Raw genomic sequence first — 18,089 nt, forward strand, 5'->3', positions numbered from 1 at the left:
TGCGCCATGGACATCACCACCGTCACATCGTTCCGCCGCGCGTACGAGCGCGCCGATCTGCAGCTCGCCCCGGGCGAGGTGGTGCTCGCCGGCGGCACCTGGCTCATGAGCGAGCCGCAGCCGACGACCACAGGGTTCGTCGACCTCATGACGCTCGGCTGGCCGTCGCTGGAGATCACGCCGACGGGGCTGCGGATCGCGGCCACCTGCACGATCGCCGAGCTCGTCGCGTGGGCAGAGGGCCGCGGCGACGTCGCCGTCCCCGCCGAGTGGACCGCGGCATCCGTCTTCCCCGAAGCGGCGAACGCGCTGCTCGCGTCGTTCAAGATCTGGAACACGGCGACGGTCGGCGGCAACATCTGCCGGTCGTACGCGGCGGGCGCCATCACGACGCTCGCGGTGGCGCTCGACGGCGAGGCCGAGATCTGGATGCCGGGCGGCGGCGAACGACGGATGCCGGTGGCCGAGCTCATCACCGGCAACGGCACCAATTCGCTTGCCCCGGGCGAGGTGCTGCGCGCCGTCGAGCTGCCCGCGGCGGCGCTGCGGTCGACCACGGTGCTCCGCAAGATCGCCCTCGCCGAGCTCGGGCGGTCGGGCGCGGTGGTGACCGGCCGCATCGACGACGACGGGTCGAGCGTCTTCACCGTGACCGCGGCGGTGCTGCGCCCGGTGGTGCTGGGCTACGCCGGGATCCCGGATGCCGCGACCCTCGCCGCGGCCGTCGCGGATGCGCCGGGGTACTACACCGACCCGCTCGGCGCCGCGGACTGGCGGCGCGGTGTGAGCGTGGTGCTCGCAGAGCGGATCCGCGGCGAGCTGGCAGGCGTGCAGGTCGACGCGGAGGGCCGCTCGTGAGGTTCGAGGTCAACGGCGAGCAGGTCGAGGCCGAGCCCCGCGCCGGGCAGTGCCTGCGGACGCTGCTGCGCGAGAACGGGCACCACGAGGTGAAGAAGGGCTGCGACGCGGGCGACTGCGGTGCGTGCGGCGTGCTCGTCGACGGCGTGCCGGTGCACTCCTGCATCATCCCCGCCGTCCGCGTCGAGGGCACGGCGATCACGACCGCGGCGGGACTCGCACCCGACGATCGGCTGCACCCCGTGCAGGAGGCCCTGGTCGAGCACTTCGGATTCCAGTGCGGCTTCTGCACGCCCGGCATGGCCGTCACCGCGTCGACGCTCACCGCCGACGACCTGCCCGATCTCGACCGGCGCATGAAGGGCAACCTCTGCCGGTGCACCGGGTACCGCCCGATCCGCGAGGCGATCGAGTCTGTGCTGGGCCCGGTGCGCGAGACCGGGAGGGCGACGGATGCCGCGCGCGTTTCGTCTCGCTCCGCTCGCTCAACGACCGAACTCCCCTCCGATCTGTCTCGCTCCGCTCGCTCAACGACCGAACCCCCCTCCGATTCGTCCCGCTCCGCTCGCTCGACGACCGAGCACGACGAGCCCCGCGTCGGGGCATCCGTCCGTCCCGAACCCGGTCGCCGCGTCGTGCAGGGCCTCGAGCCGTTCACCTTCGACACTGACCTCACCGCCGACGCGCTCGTGCTCCGTGTCGTCGGCTCGCCGCACGCGCACGCGCGCGTCCGCTCCATCGACACGACTGCCGCCCGTGCGGTCCCGGGCGTGGTGAAGATCTTCACGCACGAAGACGTGACCGCCCGCCGCTTCTCCACCGCCCGCCACGAGCACCGCGAGGACGACCCCGACGACACGCGCATCCTCGACGACACGATGCGCTTCGTGGGGCAGCGCGTCGCCGCGGTGGTCGCCGAGACCGCCGAAGCGGCTGATGCGGCATGCGCCCTCATCGCGGTGACGTACAACGTGCTCCCGTCGGTGCTCGACCCCGAGGCCGCCCGGGCGCCCGGCGCGCCCCTGCTGCATCCCGACCGCACGCCCGCAGACCGGGTCGAAGACGCCGCGCGCAACGTGGTCGCCACCCTCCACGACGGCATCGGCGGCGACGCCGACGCGGCCCTCGCGGCGAGCGCGGTCACCGTGACCGGCACCTGGAGCACCGGCCGCGTCTCGCACGCCCAGCTCGAGACCCACGGCGCCATCGGCAGGCTCGACGACGACGGCCGGCTGGTGATCCGCTCCAGCACCCAGGTGCCGTTCCTCGTCCGCGACGAACTGGCGACCCTGTTCGGACTCCCGCAGGATCGCATCCGCGTGCACGCCGCGCGCGTCGGCGGCGGATTCGGCGGCAAGCAGGAGATGTTCACCGAAGACCTCGTCGCCCTCGCGGTGCTGCGTACCGGGCGGCCCGTCGCGTACGAGTTCGCGCGGACCGATCAGTTCCGCCGCGCGTCGGTGCGGCATCCGTTCCGCGTCACCGTGACGCTCGGCGCCACGGCCGAAGGCAGGCTCACCGCCATGAAGCTCGACGTGCTGAGCGACACGGGCGCCTACGGCAACCACGGCATCGGCGTGATGTTCCACGGATGCGCCGAGTCGATCAACGTCTACCGCTGCGCGGTCAAGCGGGTCGACGCGGAGGTCGTGTACACGAACAACGTGCCGTCGGGAGCGTTCCGCGGATACGGGCTCGGTCAGGTGAACCTCGGCGTCGAGTCGGCGATGGACATGCTCGCCGAGCGCCTGGGACTCGACCCGTTCGACCTGCGCCGCATCAACGCGGTGCGCGAGGGCGACCCGCTGCTCACGGTGCACGACGAGCACGAGGAGGGGCTCGTGTGGGGCAGCTACGGCCTCGACCAGTGCCTCGACCTCGCGCAGGGCGCGCTGCGCAGGGGCAACGGCGCCGAAGCACCCGCGGGGTGGCTGGTCGGCGAGGGCATGGCGATGTCGTTCATCGCGGCGATGGCCCCCGGCGGGCACATCTCCCACACCACCGCCACGCTCCGCCACGACGGCGCGATCGTGATCGCCGCCGGCACCGCCGAGTTCGGCAACGGCACATCGACGGTGCTGCGCCAGATCGCGGCGACCGTGCTCGAGGCATCCGACGACCGTGTCGTGCTGCGGGCGTCCGACACCGACCTCGTCGCCCACGACACGGGCGCGTTCGCCTCGTCGGGGGTCGTCGGTGCGGGCAAGGCCCTCACCGCCGCATGCACGGAGCTGAAGTCGCGGATGCTGCACGCCGCACGGCGGGTGACCGGAGCCGACGACGCGCACCTCGTCGCGGGCGGCGTCGAAGCGGGCGGGCGCCTGGTCGCCTACGCCGAACTCGTGCGCGCGGCCCCGGCCGCCCACCGTGCGCGCGAGGGGATCATCGGCACGGGCGAGGAACGCGGCGACGAGCGCAACCTGTCGTTCAACGTGCACGCGGTGCGGGTCGCCGTCGACCCCGAGACCGGTTCGGTGGCGGTGCTGCAGTCGGTGCAGGCCGCTGACGCCGGCTTCGTGATGAACCCGGCGCAGCTGCGCGGACAGATCGAGGGCGGCGCAGCGCAGGGCCTCGGCAGCGCGCTGTACGAAGAGGTGCTGATCGACGAGAACGGGGCGGTCGAGAACCCGATGTTCCGGCAGTACCGCGTTCCGCAGTTCGCCGATGTGCCCGTGACCGAGGTGCTGCTCGCCGACACCCACGACTCTGTGGGTCCGTTCGGCGCGAAGTCGATGAGCGAATCCCCGTACAACCCGGTCGCCGCCGCCATCGGCAACGCGATCGCCCGGGCCGTCGGCCGGCGTCCGTTCCGCCAGCCGTTCATCCGCGAGCGGGTGTGGCGCCTCGCCCAGGGCGGTGACTGAGTCCCGTCACACCGCCGAAACATGCTGACGCATGCGTCGAAACCTCGGTCCCCTAGCGTCGCCCTGATCACACTGCATCACGTGCACAGCATCAGAAGGGGAGCCAACCCGATGGCATCACACAGCAACCTGGGGCGACGCAGTCGCCTCGCGGCCGGCGCGGCCGCATTCGCAGCATCCGCCCTCGTGCTCGCGGGCTGCGCGTCGGGCGGCGGCGAGCCCGCCGCATCCGGCGACGGCACCGAGGAGGCCTCGTACGGCGACATCAGCGTGCAGTACTCGTGGATCAAGAACGAGGAGTTCGCCGGCGAGTTCTACGCGTACGAGAACGGCTACTACGACGAGGCCGGCTTCGGCGAGGTGACCGGCATCGCCGGCCCCGACACCGGTGTCGCCAAGCTCCTCTCCGGAACCGTGCAGTTCGCCCTCAGCGACGCGGCCTCGGTCGGCGCAGCGGTCGCCGAGCAGGACGCCCCGCTCAAGATCGTCGGCGCGACGTTCCAGAAGAACCCGTTCACGATCCTCTCGCTCGCCGACGGCGGCGACATCGCCACCCCCGAAGACCTCATCGGCAAGAAGATCGGCGTGCAGGACTCGAACGCGTCGGTGTTCGCCGCGCTCCTCGCCGCCAACGGCATCGACGAGAGCGAGGTCGAGATCGTCCCCGTCGACTTCGACCCGACCCCGCTCATGAACGGCGACGTCGACGGCTTCATGGCCTACCTGACCAACGAGGCCATCACGGTCGAGATGGCCGGATACGAGGTGACCAACCTCGCCTACGCCGAGAACGGCCTGCCCTACGTCGCCGAGACCTTCACGGTGACCGACCAGTACCTCGCCGAGAACCGCGACCTCATCAAGGCGTTCCTCACGGCCGAGATCAAGGGCTGGACGCACACCTTCACCGAGCCGGTCGACGACACGGTGACGCTGGTGACCGACTACTACAACGAGTCGGCAGCCGCAGGCGACCTCACGTTCGGCGACCTCGACCCCGCGAAGGTGGCCGCCGGCATCGAGGCGCAGGCGCTGCTCATCTCGACCGAGGAGACCGAGGCAAACGGCCTGTTCACCATCTCGGACGAGCTGCAGGAGCAGACCCTCGCGTCGCTGGCCACCTCGGGCTGGGAGCTCGAGGCCGACCAGCTGTTCGACACGTCGATCATCGACGAGATCTACTCCGAGAACCCCGACCTGCTGGACTACCTGCCGTAGTCCGCGACGACACGCACCACCCACACAGCACATGAGCGACATCGAAACGGATGCCGCGGCCACGGCGCCGACGGCGGGGGACACCTCGCCGTCGGCGCCTGCGCCGGGCACCGGCATCCAGATCAGCGGACTGTCGAAGACCTTCGGGCTTCGCGGGGGCAAGACCCTCACCGCCCTGCAGGACACCGACCTGCACACCGACAAGGGGTCGTTCCTGGCACTGCTCGGCCCCTCGGGCTGCGGCAAGTCGACGATCCTCCGCATCCTCGCCGCCCTCGACCACCCGTCGTCGGGCACCGCCCTCGTCGACGGCGAGACCCCCGACCAGCTCCGCGCCAAGAGCGAGCTCGGGATCGCGTTCCAAGACCACGCGCTGCTGCCGTGGCGCAGCATCCGCAAGAACATCGAGCTTCCGTTCGAGGTCGCCGGCCGCAAGGTCGACAAGGCCTACGTGCAGGAGCTCATCGACCTGGTGGGCCTCAGCGACTTCGCGAACGCGAAGCCCTCGCAGCTCTCGGGTGGCATGCGCCAGCGCGCGTCCATCGCGCGCGCCCTCGTGCTCAAGCCGTCGGTGCTGCTCCTCGACGAGCCGTTCGGCGCGCTCGACGACATGACGCGGCAGAACCTCAACCTCGAGCTGCTGCGCATCTGGACCGAGAAGCCCGCCACCACGCTGCTCGTCACCCACGGCATCAGTGAGGCGATCTTCCTCGCCGACCGCGTCGCGGTGATGTCTCCGCGCCCCGGTCGGGTGAAGGAGATCATCGACATCGACCTGCCGCGGCCGCGCACTCCCGACATGATGCGCTCCCCCGAGTTCCACGCGTACGTCGACCGGGCGTCCGAGCTGCTGTTCGGCGCCGACGGGCGCGCCGAAGCGGAGGCCTGAGCATGGCCGCGCGCCGGGTGCCGACGTGGCTCGCCGGCCTCATCGGCGCCGCCGCGCTGATCCTGGTGTGGTGGGTGTTCGCGCTCACCGCATTCCGCCCCGCGGAGGGCACGACGTTCACCCCGGTGCCGACGCCCTGGGCGGTGTTCGACTGGCTGTTCGTGCAGGGCAACATCGCCGGCGCCTGGGGCGTCTTCCAGCCCACGATCACCGCGGCCGCCATCGGCTACATGTGGGGCAACGGCATCGCACTCATCCTCGCCGCGTTCGTTCTGGTCGTGCCGAGGCTCGAGACGCTGATCACCCAGATCGCCGTCGTCACCTATTGCCTCCCGATCGTCGCGGTCGGCGGCATCTCGGTCGTCGTGCTCGGCGGCGCGAAGAACCCGGGCGACCCGTCGGCCACCGCGATCTTCCTCGCCGCGCTGGTGTGCGTCTTCACGACCGTCGTCGGCGCCATCCTCGGCTTCAAGTCGGCCGACAAGGCGTCGCTCGACGTCGTGCGCGTGTACGGCGGCGGAGCGTGGACCCAGCTGTACAAGGTGCGCCTCATCGCCGCCCTCCCCGCGATCCTCAACGCGCTGCAGATCGCCGTGCCGACCGCCTTCCTCGGCGCGGTGCTGGGCGAGTACCTCGGCGCGATCACCGCCGGCGTCGGCCCGACCCTCATCCGCCTGCAGGGGCAGCTCGACTCGGCCGGCGTCTGGTCGGTGTTCCTCCTCACCGCCGTCTTCGCGCTCGCTGCGTACGCCGTCGTGGGGCTTCTCATCCGCCTGGTGACGCCCTGGGTGGCGGGGAGCGCCCGATGACCCCCGAGGACCAGACCATCGACACCGTCACCGCTCCGCCGGCGCCCACCGTGCAGGTCGCCATCGCCGCCGACGCCGCCGCGCAGGCGCGGGTGCGCGCCGATCGCCGCCGGGCGGTGACGCGCGCGCTGCTGCGCTCGCTCGGCAACGCCGCCATCACGATCGCCGTGCTGCTCCTGCTCTGGCAGGCGGTCGTCAGCCTCACCGGCATCTCGCCCTTCATCGCGAAGGGCCCGGCCGACGTCTGGCAGTTCCTGTTCACCGATCCGGATGCCGCGGAGAACCGCGCCGCCATGGCGCCGCTCGTCGCCCAGACCCTCGCGGACTCGGCGCTCGGGTTCGTCGTCGGCATGGTGGTGGCGATCGTGCTCGCCGTGCTGTTCAGCCTCTCGCGGGCCGTCGAGGCAGGTGTCATGCCGCTCGTGCTGCTGCTGCGCACCATTCCGCTCGTCGCGCTCGCCCCGGTGATCATCCTCATCACGGGGCGCGGGACGACAGCATCCGTCGCCGTCATCGGCACCATCGTGGTGCTGTTCCCTGCACTCGCGAACGTGCTGTTCGGGTTGAACCGGGCCAGCCAGCAGAGCCTCGACGTCGTGCGGGTGTTCGGCGGCGGCCGCTTCATGACCATGCGCAAGGTGAACATCCCGGGAGCCCTGCCGAGCGTCTTCGCGGCAGCGCGCGTGTCGGTGCCCGCGGCGGTGACCGGCGCGCTGCTCGCGGAGTGGCTGTCGACGGGCACCGGCATCGGCGGGTCGATCCTGAAGTTCAACGCGCAGGCGCAGTTCACCGAGCTGTGGGCGTCGATCGCGATCATCACGGTGATCACGCTCGTGCTGTACAACATCGTGCAGATCGCCGAGAACATCGTGCTCGCCCGCATGGCGATGACCGCCTCGTAGAGGTTGCGCGCGGGGTTCATCTGGAGCTGCGGAGCGCGGAGCGCGGAGTCTCAGGGCGCGGGGCGCGCCGGGCGCGCGGGGCGGGCTCAGAGCGCGCGGGGCGGGCTCAGAGAAGGATGAGGATGCCGCCGACGACGGATGCCGCGGCCAGCACGAGCGCGATCGTGATCAGCACGACGTGCACACGGTAGAACGCCGTGCGTGCGCCTTGCTCGTCGCGGGCGCGCGGGTCGTTGGCGATGCGCGGGTAGAAGCGCGGCCACACCACGGCGTTGAAGAGCGCGTTGGCGAACAGGAGCACGGCGGCGAGGATCAGCACCCCTAGATGCTACGTGGGCGGATCCGGTGGTGCGGGCGTCGGTACCCGGGCGTAGCTTCGGTGCCGGGGGATCGGACAGAGGAGTCGAAATGGCATCGAAGCTCGGAAACATCGTGTTCTACGCCGACGATCCGCCGGCGCTCGCGCGGTTCTGGGGCGCCGTCTTCGGGTATCCCGAGCAGACGTGGGACGAACCCCTCAAGGGCCAGCTGCTCGCGGCCGGGCTCACCCAGGCCGACCTCGACGCGCGCGGTCTCGCCGAAGATCCGGAGGGGGTGGGCCCGCGGTTCTTCTTCCACCATGCCGACGGCGCGAAGGACGAGCGCAATCGGCTGCACCTCGACATCAGCGCCACACCGGGGAGGGAGCCGACCCACGACGAACTCGAAGCCGAGAAGGACCGGCTCGTCGCGCTCGGCGCGAGCGTCGTGCGCCTCGTCGACCAGTCCTGGGGTCCGTGGCCCGAGCACTACTACCAGATGCAGGATCCCGAGGGGAATGAGTTCTGCCTGCAATGAGGCCCGCCGGGCGTGCGCGCGAACACCGGGGCGGGTCAGAGCTCGTCGAGTGTCACCGTGCGGCGATCGCGGATGCTGCGCCCCACAGCCTCGGTGAAGGTCATGTACGCGAGGCCGTCGGCGAACGTCGTCCGCCGTATCCGCTCGTTGCCGCGGATCGCTCCGACGAACTCCTGCTCGACGCGCCAGCCGATCGCCTCGGCCGGGGGAACGTCGATGGCGGCCAGTGCGGCGTCACCCCGGCGCCCACCTGACAGCACGCCGTCGGCGATGCGCAGCGTGCCGTCGGTGCCGAACAGATGCACGGCGTTCTGCGGGCCGAGCCCGGTCGCCTGCGAGAGGTGCATGCTCAGGTGCGCACCGCCGGTCAGGGCGGCGAGCACATCCAGGTGGTCGGGAACGTCGACCACCTCGACCCCGCCGCCGGCGGCAGGGCGCTGCGGCACCGTCGTCGCGCCGAGCGCGGTCACGCGGTCGGCCGGGCCGACCCAGCGCAGCACCGCCTCGTACCAGATGCCGAGCGACATGATGTTGACGCCGCTGAACTCGGTGGTCTGCCGCCAGGTGCGTGCCGCGGCACGGTCGGCGAAGCCGCCGCGCTCGACCACCTCGATCGAGACCAGGTCGCCCAGGAAGCCGTCGTCGATCAGGCGCCGCACCGTCGCGTCGAGCGCGAGCGTGAACGGCGCGGGCACCACCTGCGCGACCAGGTCGGGCCGGGCATCCGCCGCCGCCACCATCGCGCGCGCCTCGGCGACGTCGCGTGCGAGCCGCGCCTCGCACAGCACGTGCTTGCCGGCCTCGAGCGCCGCGATCGACACCCGCGCGTGGTGGTCGGGCCAGGTGCCGACGACCACCGCGTCGACATCGGGGGCTGAGGTCACGTCGGTCCAGTGCTCGGCGATGCGCGGGATGCCGAACTCCTCCGCGACCGCCCGCGCCGACGCGGCGCTGCGGTTGGCGACCGCGACGACCTCGACGCCCGCGATCGCCTGCAGCTTCGGGATGTGGTGCAGCCGGGTGTTGCCCCCGGCGCCGACCACTCCGATGCGCAGCGGGTTCGTTCCTGCGGCATCCGTCGTCATCGTTTCCTCCGTCCGGGACGCCGACCGCGCCCTCGTGAACCCTAGCCGCCGACAGTCTGTCGAGATCGCCCGAACTGCTGTCGGGGCTTCGACTGCATCACGGTTTGCGCACTCTCGCCTTGCGGCGGGCAGAGATCAGGCCCGACGGTCGGCGGCGAGGTGCAGGATCGACTCCGCGAAGGCACGGATGCCGCGCGCGACGTCACCCGTCGAGACCGCCTCGTCGGGGTGGTGGCTGATTCCGTCGGGGTTGCGGAGGAACAGCATTCCGACCCCTGTGATCGAGCCGATGGCCATGCCGTCGTGACCGGCGGGGCTGAACAGGGTCGCGGGCACGTCGGACACCCCGGGGAGTGTGGCGAGGATGCCCTCGCGCACGACGTCCTGGAGCAGCGGCGCGCAGAATACGGCGGGCGCACTGTGGATCTCGCGCGCCTGCCATCGCAGGTGCCGGCGCCCCATGATGGCGTCGAGCTCGGCCTCGATCGCGAGCCACACGCGGTCGCGCTCACCGTCGAACTCCCCGCGGAGGTCGAGCGACAAGTGCGCCTCACCCGGCACGACGTTGACCGCGCCCGGGTACGCCTCGAGCTGACCGACGGTGCCGATGATGTGGTGCTCGGCGCGGCAGATGCGCTCCACGGCGAGCGCCGCCTCGGACGCACCGAGAAGTGCATCGCGGCGCATGTCGTACGGGGTGCCGCCGGCGTGTCGGGACTCCCCCTCGACGATCAGCTGGAACCGGCGCGCCGACGCGATCGACGACACCACCGCGAGCGACTCGCCTCGGCGGTCGAGCTCGGGCCCCTGCTCGATGTGCGCCTCGAGGTAGCCGACGAGCTCGTCGGGGTGGCGCGCGGCTTCGCCGATGCGGCCGGGGTCGAGGCCGAACTCGCGGAACGCCTCGCGCAGCGTCGTGCCGTCGCCGTCTCGCAGGTTCCACCACTCGTCGTTCCAGGTTCCGGCGACGGCGGATGAGCCGAGCAGGGCCTTGCCGAAGCGGGTGCCCTCCTCGTCGGAGAACGCGATCACCTCGAGCGCGAAGGGGAACGGCGAATGCCAGGCGCCGTCGGGAGTCGGCTCGCGCAGCAGCCGCACCACCTCGAGCGCCATGAGCACCCCGACGATGCCGTCGAAGCGTCCGGCGTCGGGAACGGTGTCGAGGTGCGACCCGAGCAGGAGCGCGGGCGCGTCATCGCGCCCCCCTCCGGAGCGGGCGTGCTCGCCCCGAGCGGGCACGCTCACCACGTGGTCACCGTGCCCGCTCGGGGCGAATGTGCCCGCTCGCGAAGATGAGGGGGAAGGGTGGGGGGCGAGGCGACCGAGCTGGTTGCCGGCGGCATCCATGCGCGTCGTCATGCCGAGCTCGCGCATCCACTCCGCCGCGAGGCGGTTCACCCGGGCGTGCTCGGGCGACAGGTACACGCGCTCGATCGACCCGCTCGTCGCCGTCACGCGCGCGAGCTCGTCGCAGCGCGCCATCACGCGCTGCGCGGCCGCGGCGATCACGTCGGGCGACACCTGCAGCAGGGCGGCCGTCATGCGCCTCCCCCGGTCGCCGCCGGCACGGCGGGGATCGCCGCGCCCGAACAGCGGATCAGCACGGCGAGCATCACGCCGCACCCCGGTAGACGTCGGCCGCGGCATCCACCCCGCCCCCGGCGGGAACGGATGCGCCGAAGCGGCGCAGCACCTGCTCGAGGGCCGCGAGGGTGGTGAGCACGGCGTCTTCGCGCGCGTTGTAGCCCATCGTGCCGATGCGCCAGACGCGCCCGTGCAACGGCCCGAACGAGGTGCCGATCTCGATGCCGAAGTCCTCGAGCAGGGCCGCGCGCGCCGCATCGCCGGGCACACCGGCGGGGATCTCGACAGCCACGACGTTGTTCATCTTGTGCGCGACGTCGCCGAAGACCGTGAGACCCAGCCCCTCGACGCCGGCGAGCATCGCGGCGCCGGAGACCCGGTGCCGCTCGATCACGGCATCGCGTCCTTCGAGCAGCAGCACGCGGGCGCACTCCCGCGCCGCGTACAGCATCGACGTGGCCTCTGTGTGGTGGTTGAGCCGGCGCGGACCCCAGTAGTCGAGGATCATGCCGAGGTCGAAGTAGTTGGAGCGCACGAAGTCGGCGGCGGAGGCATCCCCGTCTTCACGGATGCCTGCCTCGATGCGACCGCGCGACCGGATCACCTCGACGGCGCGCTCCGACAGGGTGATGGGCGACGACCCCGAAGGGCCGCCGAGGCACTTCTGCAGGCCGGCGGTCGCGGCATCCAGCCCCCACGCGTCGGCCTCGAAGTCGTTGCCGCCGAGCGACGCGGTCGCGTCGGAGTAGAAGAGCACGCCGTGCCGCTCGCAGATCGCGCCGATCTCGTCGAGCGGCTGGTTCATGGTGGTCGAGGTGTCGCCCTGCACGAGTGCGAGGAGCGTGGGCTTCACCCGCACGATCGCCTCTTCGATGGCCGAGGGCGCGAACACCTGCCCCCACGCGGTCTCGATCGTGTGCACCTCGGCCATGGCCCGTTCGGCGATCTCGGCGAGCAGGTGTCCGAAACGGCCGAACACCGGCACGAGCACGCGGTCGCCGGGGCGCACGAGCGACACGATCGCCGCCTCGATGCCGGCGCGCGATGTGCCGTCGACGAGCAGGGTCGCGTCGTTCGACGTCGCCCACACCCCCCGGTAGAGCTCCTGCGTCTCGCCCATGAGCTGCGTCATGTACGGGTCGTACTGGCCGACCAGCGGCGCCGACATGGCGCGGAGCACGCTCGGGTACGCCGAGATCGGCCCCGGTCCCATGAGAAGTCGTGCGGGCGGATCGATCGGGCCGGGGATGGCCGACGGCGTCATGCGAGTTCCGTTCTGTGGGCGGCGGCGGCGAGTCGGCGGGCGAGGCGCACGAGCGCGATGTCGGATCCGGCGCGCGAGACGAGGCAGACGCCGACCGGCGCGCGGCCGAGCGGCGAGTCCACTTCGAGCAGCGGGATCGACACGGCCGGCAGTCCGCCGATCGCCGCGGGAGTGGTCATGCGCAGGGTCGCGGTGCGCAGCGCATCGACGCCGGGACCGCCGGCGGCACGCGACGGCGCCGGGCCGGGGACGGTCGGCAGGATGAGCACGGCGGCCTGGGTGAGGTGCTGCATCCGCTCGCGGAGCACCTCGAGATCGCGACGGGCGGATGCCTCGGCCTCGGCCGTGACGGCGGAGGCGAGACGGAACCGCTCGGCGACCGCCGCGCCGACGGCACCCGGGTTCTCGTCGAGCCAGGCGCCGTTGTTGCGCCAGGCCTCCGCGCCTTGCACCGTGCGGAACGGCTCGTGGTACTCGGCCAGGTCGCCGATGGCGACACGGCCGAGGGCGGGCGGGTCGTCGGATGCCGCGAGCCGCACGAGCAGCGCGTCGAACGCCTTCTTCGTCTCGGGCTCGACGGCCTCGAGGGCCTCGTCGGGCACGAGGAACCGCCACGGGAGCTCGGCGGCCGCAGTGCCGAGGGCGTGATCGGTGGAGGCCGATCCGTCGTAGCTCAGGCACCAGTCGGCGACCCGCTGCAGGGTCGCGCCGTCGCGCGTGAGCCATCCGACCGTGTCGAACGACTGCGCGAGGGGCAGCATCCCCTGCCGGGGAACGAGGTCGTGGCTGGTGCGCAGCCCCCACAGGCCCTGGTACGAGGCGGGAACGCGCACGGAGCCGGCGGTGTCCGTCGCGAGGCCGACCTCGGCCTGGCCCGTCGCGACGGCCGCCGCCGGTCCGCTCGACGAGCCGCCGGGCAGGGCACCGGGCACCGCCGCGTTGGGCGGTGTGCCGTAGTGCACGTTGTCGCCGGCGACCGAGTACGCGAACTCGTCGGTGCGGGCGATGCCGCGCAGCGACGCGCCGCCGCGGAGCAGGTCGCCGACCGCGGTCGCCGTGGCCGTCTCGGGCCGGGCCGCGTCGAGGAACGTCGGATTCCCCGCCCCGATGCGGTAGCCCTTGATCGCGAAGAGGTCCTTCACCGCGACCGTCAGTCCGGCGAGCGGTCCCTCCCAGGCACCCTGGTAGAGCGGGTCGCCGACCGTGCGCCAGATCGAGCGGTCGAAGGCTGCGGGGCGACCGGTGACGTGCGCGGCCGTGATGAGCCAGCGGCCGTCGATGCGCTGCCAGATCTGCGTCTGCAGGCCCGATCCGCCGGCGTGATAGCGCGAGACCGACACCAGCAGCGCGGCATCCGTCGACAGCATCCGGTACTCGATGCGCTCGATCGTGCGGGGCGAGACCCCGCCGCGCACGCCGCGGAAGGCGCTGATCGCGTCGTGTCCGACCAGGAGCCCGGCCGCATCACCGCGGAGGGTCTCGGCGCCGGGGGCGAACGCCGCGTCGAGCGCGTCGAGGTCGTTCGCGAGGATCGCCCGCTCGTACGAGTCGAACGCGGTGAACAGCTCGGCGGGGATGTCGTCGGGGTAGCTCATGCGTCGCTCCCGGAGGATGCCGGCGGGCGGGCTACGCCGGCGAAGTCGGCCTCGCGGATGCGGGCGTGCACACCGCACACGATGTCGACCACCTGCGAGATGTCGAAGTCGGTCGCGGCCGACAGGTAGGCGTAGGCGAGGTGCTCGTCCATGCCGTAGCGCGCCTTCAGCAGCGAGAGCGCGGCGCGCACGCAGTTGCGCATCGCGACGTTGAGGTCGGGGTCCATGCCGGTCGGCACGAGGTACTCGTCGGTGCGCACGAGGGGTCCGACCAGCTCGCCGAACTCGGCAAGGGCTACCGCGCGCGGCACCACGTCGAAGGTCAGCGTCGCGCGCAGCGACGCCTCGAGCGCGGTGAGCGCGACCTCGCCGTCGCCCTGCGCGAAATGCGGGTCGCCCACATAGGCGAGCGCGCCGTCGACCTGCACCGGCAGGTAGAGCACCGCGCCTTCGACGAGCAGCTTGATGTCGATGTTGCCGCCGTGGCTGCCGGGCGGCACCGAATGGGGGCGCTGGTCGCCCGCGACGGCGACGCCCATCGTGCCGAGGAAGGGCGCGAGCAGAAACTCGACCACACCCTCACCGCCCTCGACCACGGGGAGCACGCCGACGAGGCCGGCGTCGCGCCCCTCGACCGCGCAGAACACGCTGACGTTGTGCTCGCCGCGGGGCAGCTCCCCCACGAGCGCGCCCTTGCCGTGCCGGTTCGAGATGACGCCGTACGGCACGCGCAGATCGAGACGGTCCACCGTGATCTTCAGCAGGTCGCCGACGGCGGCGCCCTCGATGAACACCGGGCCGGTGACGACGTGCGGGCCGTCGGCGAGCGGGTCGCGCGACAGCGCGGCAGCGATCGCGACCGCGTCGTCGAGCACGGATGCCGCCGGCACGCCCTGGGCGGTGAACCAGCCCAGCGGGTCTTTGCCCTGGTCCTCGAGGATGCCCTCGTGGCTCACGGTGTCGAATGTGACCGACTGACCCGCGGCGACGGTGAGCGCCGGAGCGTCGGCTGCGCACGGGAGGCGCCCCCACATCACGGTCTCGGGGGTCGCGCGCAGGTAGTGGTCGCCGGGGGTGTCGCCCACCCCGGGCTGGAGGATCGGGAACGCGGCATCCATGGCCCCATCCAATCCCATCGATGTCACGACCGGGTTTCCGCTCATGACACCGCCCCCACCGCCGCCGACAGGAGGCGGCCCTTGGGCTTGCCGCGGAACCGGGGCGCGGCGCCGGCCGCTCCCTCGGTGACGTTGTAGATCGCGCGGCCGCGCAGCCACGTGCGGCGGATGCGGCCCGACAGCACGCGGTGGTCGTACGCGGTGATCGGGTTGCGGTGGAGCAGCTCGGCAGCTTCGACCCGGAACGGGTCGTCGACGCCGAAGACCGTCAGGTGCGCGGGCGCACCCACCTCGATCGCACCCGCACCTGTCAGGCCGGCGACCCGGGCGGGGCCGGTCGTGTACAGCGGCAGCACGCTCTCGAGCGGGATGCCGCGCATCCGCGCCTCGGTCCACACCGCCGAGAGACCCACCTGCAGGCCCGCGATGCCGCCCCAGGCGAGGCCGAAGTCGCCGCCGCCGGAGCGCTTGAGATCGACCGTCGACGGGGAGTGGTCGCTGACGATCGCATCGATCGTGCCGTCGACGACGCCCTCCCACAGGCGGTCGCGGTTCGACGCCTCGCGGATCGGCGGGCAGCACTTGAACTCCGACGCCCCGTCGGGGATGTCTTCGGCGGCGATGGTGAGGTAGTGCGGACACGTCTCGACGGTGAGGCGGATGCCGTCGGCCTTCGCCGCGCGGATCGCGGGCAGCGACCCGGCATCGCTCAGGTGCAGGATGTGGGCACGCGCGCCGGTGCGGCGGGCCTCGGCGATGACGGCGTCGATGGCGGAGGCCTCGCTGGCGGGTGGCCGCGACGCGAGGAACGCCTCGTAACCGCGGCCGAGCGCACCGGCCGCGTGCGCCGGGGGCTCGTGCAGGAGCGCCGGGTCTTCGGCGTGCACGATCAGGCGCGAGTCGATCGCGGCGATCTCCTCCATGGCGGCGGCCAGCTGCGACCGGTCGAGGTGGCCGAACTCGTCGACCCCCGAGGGGGCGAGGAAGCACTTGAAGCCGTACACTCCGGCGGCGTGCAGGGGTGCGAGCATCCCGAGGCTCTCGGGCACCGCTCCGCCCCAGAACCCCACGTCGACGAACGCGGACGGCTGGGCGGCGGCCTTCTTCACGGCGAGCGCCGCGGGGGTCGTGGTTGCGGGGATGGAGTTGAGCGGCATGTCGACGAACGTCGTCACGCCGCCCGCGGCGGCGGCGAGGGTCGCCGAGCGGAAGCCCTCCCACTCGGTGCGGCCCGGCTCGTTCACGTGGACGTGCGAGTCGACGAGGCCCGGAAGCAGCACGGCGTCGTCGGGCACGATCGCGGTCTTGGCGCCCGCGACCCGGTCGCCGACGGAGAGGATGTCGACGACCACGCCGCGCTCGACGACGACGGCCGCCGGCCGGAAGGCCCCTCCGAGGAAGGACCTTCCGGCACGGATGACGAGGCGCTCCGGCATCAGGCTCCGTTCTCTGCGGCGGATACGACGGGGACTGCCGACGTGTCGGCGTCTTCGACCGGCGGACGCAGGTTCCACATGACCGCGAGATACAGGATGCCGCCGATCGCCGCGCCGATCACCCAGGCGAACCCCTTGAGGTTCGCGAGCACGGGCACCCACACTGCCGCGACCGAGAAGACCGCCGCGACGAGCACAGCCACGATCGCGCGCACGTTCCAGCCCTTCTGGTAGTGGTAGCGGCCCTCTGGGCTCATCGTGAACAGGTCGGCGACCTTCAGCCGGCGGCGCTGGATCAGGTAGTAGTCGGCCACGAGCACACCGTAGAGCGGAGCGAGGATCGCGCCAAGGGTGTCGACGAACGTCGGCAGTCCGATCTGGCTGATCACCGCCACCCAGAGCGCGCCGATGATGAAGCCGAAGACCGCGGTCAGGTACCCGCCCGCCTTGAAGCTGATGCGCTGAGGGGCGAGGTTCGACAGGTCGTACGCCGGCGGGATGAAGTTGGCCACGAGGTTGATACCCACGGTCGCGACCACGAAGGTGATGGCCGCCACGATCGTGAGGAACACGTTGCCGACGAGACCGACGATCTCGGCCGGGTTGGTGAGCGGGTCGCCCTCGCCGCCCTGCAGCACGATGTACGAGCCTGCCGTGATGAACAGGCTGAGGAACGTGAAGAACGTCAGGCTCACGGGGAGCCCGAGGAAGTTGCCGCGCTTCATGGACTTCTCGCTCTTGGAGAAGCGCGCGAAGTCGCCGAAGTTGATGATCACGGCCGAGAAGTAGGCGATCATCGTGCCGATCACCCCGACGAAGGCGAGCACGGCGTCCCAGCCGACCTTGTCGTCGTTGGCGAAGAGCGACCCGACCGCCGGCAGCAGCCGGTCTCCGGCCTGCACCCAGATCGCCACCAGCAGGAACACCATCACGGCGTACACGGCGGGGCCGGCGAAGTTGAGGAACTTCTCGATCCACGAGATGCCGCCGACGAACAGCACCACCTGCAGAGCGGCGACGAAGATGTACGACACCCAGTCGATGAGGTCCATGCCGAGGAACGGAACGAGGTCGGGGTCGCCGAAGATCGCGTTGAGCGCCATGGCGACCGCCGTCGAGGCGAAGTAGGTCTGCGCGCCGTACCAGAACATCGCGACCACGCCGCGGATGAGAGCGGGGAACTGCGCGCCCTGCACACCCATGCTCGAGCGCGCCATCACGGCGTACGGGATGCCGTACTTGACGCTCGGCTTGCCGGTGAGGTTGACCAGCCAATTGACGAAGAAGCCGGCGAGGATGATGGCCGCGAAGACCCACCAGCCGTTGATCCCGGCGGTCACGAACAGGCCCGCGGCGAGCGTGTAGCCGGCGAGGCTCTGCACGTCGTTGGTCCAGACGTTGAAGATCTCGAACGCCCCCCAGCGCCGCTTCTCGGGCGCGAGCGGAGCGAGGTCGTCGTTGTAGAGCGAGGGGTGGAGGTCGGATCCGACGTTCGTGTCGAATTCGGATGCGGGCGGTGTCAGGGTCATGGCGGTCTCCAAGCGGTGCGGGATGCGGATGCTGGATGGAGCGGGGTGGTGCCGAAGGATCGCCGCAGGCGACACGGCGTCGTGACCGTAAAGCTATTGCT

General features: G+C 71.6%; 15 protein-coding genes. 7 read left to right on the forward strand and 8 right to left on the reverse strand.

Going from position 1 to position 18,089, the window contains the following annotated elements; all coding sequences use genetic code 11:
* Nucleotides 1–6 precede the first annotated feature (6 nt).
* The 6 genes from JOD63_RS13895 to JOD63_RS13920 all read left to right on the forward strand — a co-directional run bounded on the left by JOD63_RS13895 (nucleotide 7) and on the right by JOD63_RS13920 (nucleotide 7,540).
* Nucleotides 7–858: an FAD binding domain-containing protein gene (locus JOD63_RS13895; protein WP_045274565.1), complete on the forward strand. Its 852-nt coding sequence runs from the start codon at nucleotides 7–9 to the stop codon at nucleotides 856–858.
* A complete protein-coding gene (locus JOD63_RS13900) occupies nucleotides 855–3,722 on the forward strand; it encodes a molybdopterin-dependent oxidoreductase (protein ID WP_045274566.1) in 2,868 nt (955 codons plus the stop codon). Before JOD63_RS13895 ends, JOD63_RS13900 begins: the two co-directional genes overlap by 4 nt.
* 111 nt (nucleotides 3,723–3,833) lie before the next feature.
* Nucleotides 3,834–4,940 (forward strand): ABC transporter substrate-binding protein, encoded by a 1,107-nt coding sequence (locus JOD63_RS13905; protein ID WP_045274567.1) that lies wholly within the window; start codon nucleotides 3,834–3,836, stop codon nucleotides 4,938–4,940.
* A gap of 31 nt (nucleotides 4,941–4,971) precedes the next feature.
* Nucleotides 4,972–5,829 carry an ABC transporter ATP-binding protein gene (locus JOD63_RS13910; RefSeq protein ID WP_245243944.1) on the forward strand — a complete coding sequence of 286 codons (858 nt, stop codon included), beginning with the start codon at nucleotides 4,972–4,974 and terminating at the stop codon, nucleotides 5,827–5,829.
* 2 nt (nucleotides 5,830–5,831) lie between these two features.
* Nucleotides 5,832–6,638 carry an ABC transporter permease gene (locus JOD63_RS13915; protein WP_045274568.1) on the forward strand — a complete coding sequence of 269 codons (807 nt, stop codon included), beginning with the start codon at nucleotides 5,832–5,834 and terminating at the stop codon, nucleotides 6,636–6,638.
* Nucleotides 6,635–7,540 carry an ABC transporter permease gene (locus JOD63_RS13920; protein ID WP_052682358.1) on the forward strand — a complete coding sequence of 302 codons (906 nt, stop codon included), beginning with the start codon at nucleotides 6,635–6,637 and terminating at the stop codon, nucleotides 7,538–7,540. The genes JOD63_RS13915 and JOD63_RS13920 overlap by 4 nt, the downstream gene beginning before the upstream one ends.
* Before the next feature lie 106 nt (nucleotides 7,541–7,646).
* Here JOD63_RS13920 and JOD63_RS13925 read toward each other — a convergent pair whose 3' ends face one another.
* Nucleotides 7,647–7,859, reverse strand: a complete 213-nt coding sequence (locus JOD63_RS13925) for an SCO4848 family membrane protein (RefSeq protein ID WP_045274569.1) — start codon at nucleotides 7,857–7,859, stop codon at nucleotides 7,647–7,649.
* 89 nt (nucleotides 7,860–7,948) lie between these two features.
* Between JOD63_RS13925 and JOD63_RS13930 the strand changes: the two genes are divergently transcribed.
* On the forward strand, nucleotides 7,949–8,377 hold the full coding sequence (locus JOD63_RS13930; RefSeq protein ID WP_045274570.1) for a VOC family protein: 429 nt from the start codon (nucleotides 7,949–7,951) through the stop codon (nucleotides 8,375–8,377).
* A 35-nt stretch (nucleotides 8,378–8,412) separates the two neighbouring features.
* Here JOD63_RS13930 and JOD63_RS13935 read toward each other — a convergent pair whose 3' ends face one another.
* The 7 genes from JOD63_RS13935 to JOD63_RS13965 form a co-directional block, all read right to left on the reverse strand.
* On the reverse strand, nucleotides 8,413–9,462 hold the full coding sequence (locus JOD63_RS13935) for a Gfo/Idh/MocA family protein (protein WP_045274571.1): 1,050 nt from the start codon (nucleotides 9,460–9,462) through the stop codon (nucleotides 8,413–8,415).
* 135 nt (nucleotides 9,463–9,597) lie between these two features.
* Complete coding sequence (locus JOD63_RS13940; RefSeq protein WP_045274572.1) at nucleotides 9,598–11,004, reverse strand: Zn-dependent hydrolase; 1,407 nt, start codon at nucleotides 11,002–11,004, stop codon at nucleotides 9,598–9,600.
* 70 nt (nucleotides 11,005–11,074) lie between these two features.
* Nucleotides 11,075–12,310: a pyridoxal-phosphate-dependent aminotransferase family protein gene (locus JOD63_RS13945; RefSeq protein ID WP_045274573.1), complete on the reverse strand. Its 1,236-nt coding sequence runs from the start codon at nucleotides 12,308–12,310 to the stop codon at nucleotides 11,075–11,077.
* Nucleotides 12,307–13,905, reverse strand: coding sequence for an AtzH-like domain-containing protein (locus JOD63_RS13950; protein ID WP_045274574.1), 1,599 nt, complete (start codon nucleotides 13,903–13,905; stop codon nucleotides 12,307–12,309). Before JOD63_RS13950 ends, JOD63_RS13945 begins: the two co-directional genes overlap by 4 nt.
* Nucleotides 13,902–15,023 (reverse strand): acetamidase/formamidase family protein, encoded by a 1,122-nt coding sequence (locus JOD63_RS13955; RefSeq protein WP_045274575.1) that lies wholly within the window; start codon nucleotides 15,021–15,023, stop codon nucleotides 13,902–13,904. The genes JOD63_RS13950 and JOD63_RS13955 overlap by 4 nt, the downstream gene beginning before the upstream one ends.
* Nucleotides 15,024–15,064: 41 nt before the next feature.
* The gene (allB, locus tag JOD63_RS13960; protein ID WP_045274576.1) at nucleotides 15,065–16,459 is read right to left on the reverse strand and encodes an allantoinase AllB; all 1,395 of its coding nucleotides are present in this window, start codon (nucleotides 16,457–16,459) and stop codon (nucleotides 15,065–15,067) included.
* Complete coding sequence (locus JOD63_RS13965; protein WP_045274577.1) at nucleotides 16,459–17,988, reverse strand: NCS1 family nucleobase:cation symporter-1; 1,530 nt, start codon at nucleotides 17,986–17,988, stop codon at nucleotides 16,459–16,461. Before JOD63_RS13965 ends, allB begins: the two co-directional genes overlap by 1 nt.
* Nucleotides 17,989–18,089 lie beyond the last annotated feature (101 nt).

It is taken from the genome of Microbacterium terrae, assembly GCF_017831975.1.
Taxonomy (GTDB): domain Bacteria; phylum Actinomycetota; class Actinomycetes; order Actinomycetales; family Microbacteriaceae; genus Microbacterium; species Microbacterium terrae.

What these genes read in the sequence shown, in the direction of transcription:
- JOD63_RS13965 (WP_045274577.1), bottom strand. Translation starts at nt 17,988, where the DNA reads ATGACCCTGACACCGCCCGCATCCGAATTCGACACGAACGTCGGATCC.
- JOD63_RS13930 (WP_045274570.1), top strand. Translation starts at nt 7,949, where the DNA reads ATGGCATCGAAGCTCGGAAACATCGTGTTCTACGCCGACGATCCGCCG.
- JOD63_RS13910 (WP_245243944.1), top strand. Translation starts at nt 4,972, where the DNA reads ATGAGCGACATCGAAACGGATGCCGCGGCCACGGCGCCGACGGCGGGG.
- JOD63_RS13935 (WP_045274571.1), bottom strand. Translation starts at nt 9,462, where the DNA reads ATGACGACGGATGCCGCAGGAACGAACCCGCTGCGCATCGGAGTGGTC.
- allB (WP_045274576.1), bottom strand. Translation starts at nt 16,459, where the DNA reads ATGCCGGAGCGCCTCGTCATCCGTGCCGGAAGGTCCTTCCTCGGAGGG.
- JOD63_RS13915 (WP_045274568.1), top strand. Translation starts at nt 5,832, where the DNA reads ATGGCCGCGCGCCGGGTGCCGACGTGGCTCGCCGGCCTCATCGGCGCC.
- JOD63_RS13895 (WP_045274565.1), top strand. Translation starts at nt 7, where the DNA reads ATGGACATCACCACCGTCACATCGTTCCGCCGCGCGTACGAGCGCGCC.
- JOD63_RS13905 (WP_045274567.1), top strand. Translation starts at nt 3,834, where the DNA reads ATGGCATCACACAGCAACCTGGGGCGACGCAGTCGCCTCGCGGCCGGC.
- JOD63_RS13945 (WP_045274573.1), bottom strand. Translation starts at nt 12,310, where the DNA reads ATGACGCCGTCGGCCATCCCCGGCCCGATCGATCCGCCCGCACGACTT.
- JOD63_RS13950 (WP_045274574.1), bottom strand. Translation starts at nt 13,905, where the DNA reads ATGAGCTACCCCGACGACATCCCCGCCGAGCTGTTCACCGCGTTCGAC.
- JOD63_RS13955 (WP_045274575.1), bottom strand. Translation starts at nt 15,023, where the DNA reads ATGGATGCCGCGTTCCCGATCCTCCAGCCCGGGGTGGGCGACACCCCC.
- JOD63_RS13940 (WP_045274572.1), bottom strand. Translation starts at nt 11,004, where the DNA reads ATGACGGCCGCCCTGCTGCAGGTGTCGCCCGACGTGATCGCCGCGGCC.
- JOD63_RS13920 (WP_052682358.1), top strand. Translation starts at nt 6,635, where the DNA reads ATGACCCCCGAGGACCAGACCATCGACACCGTCACCGCTCCGCCGGCG.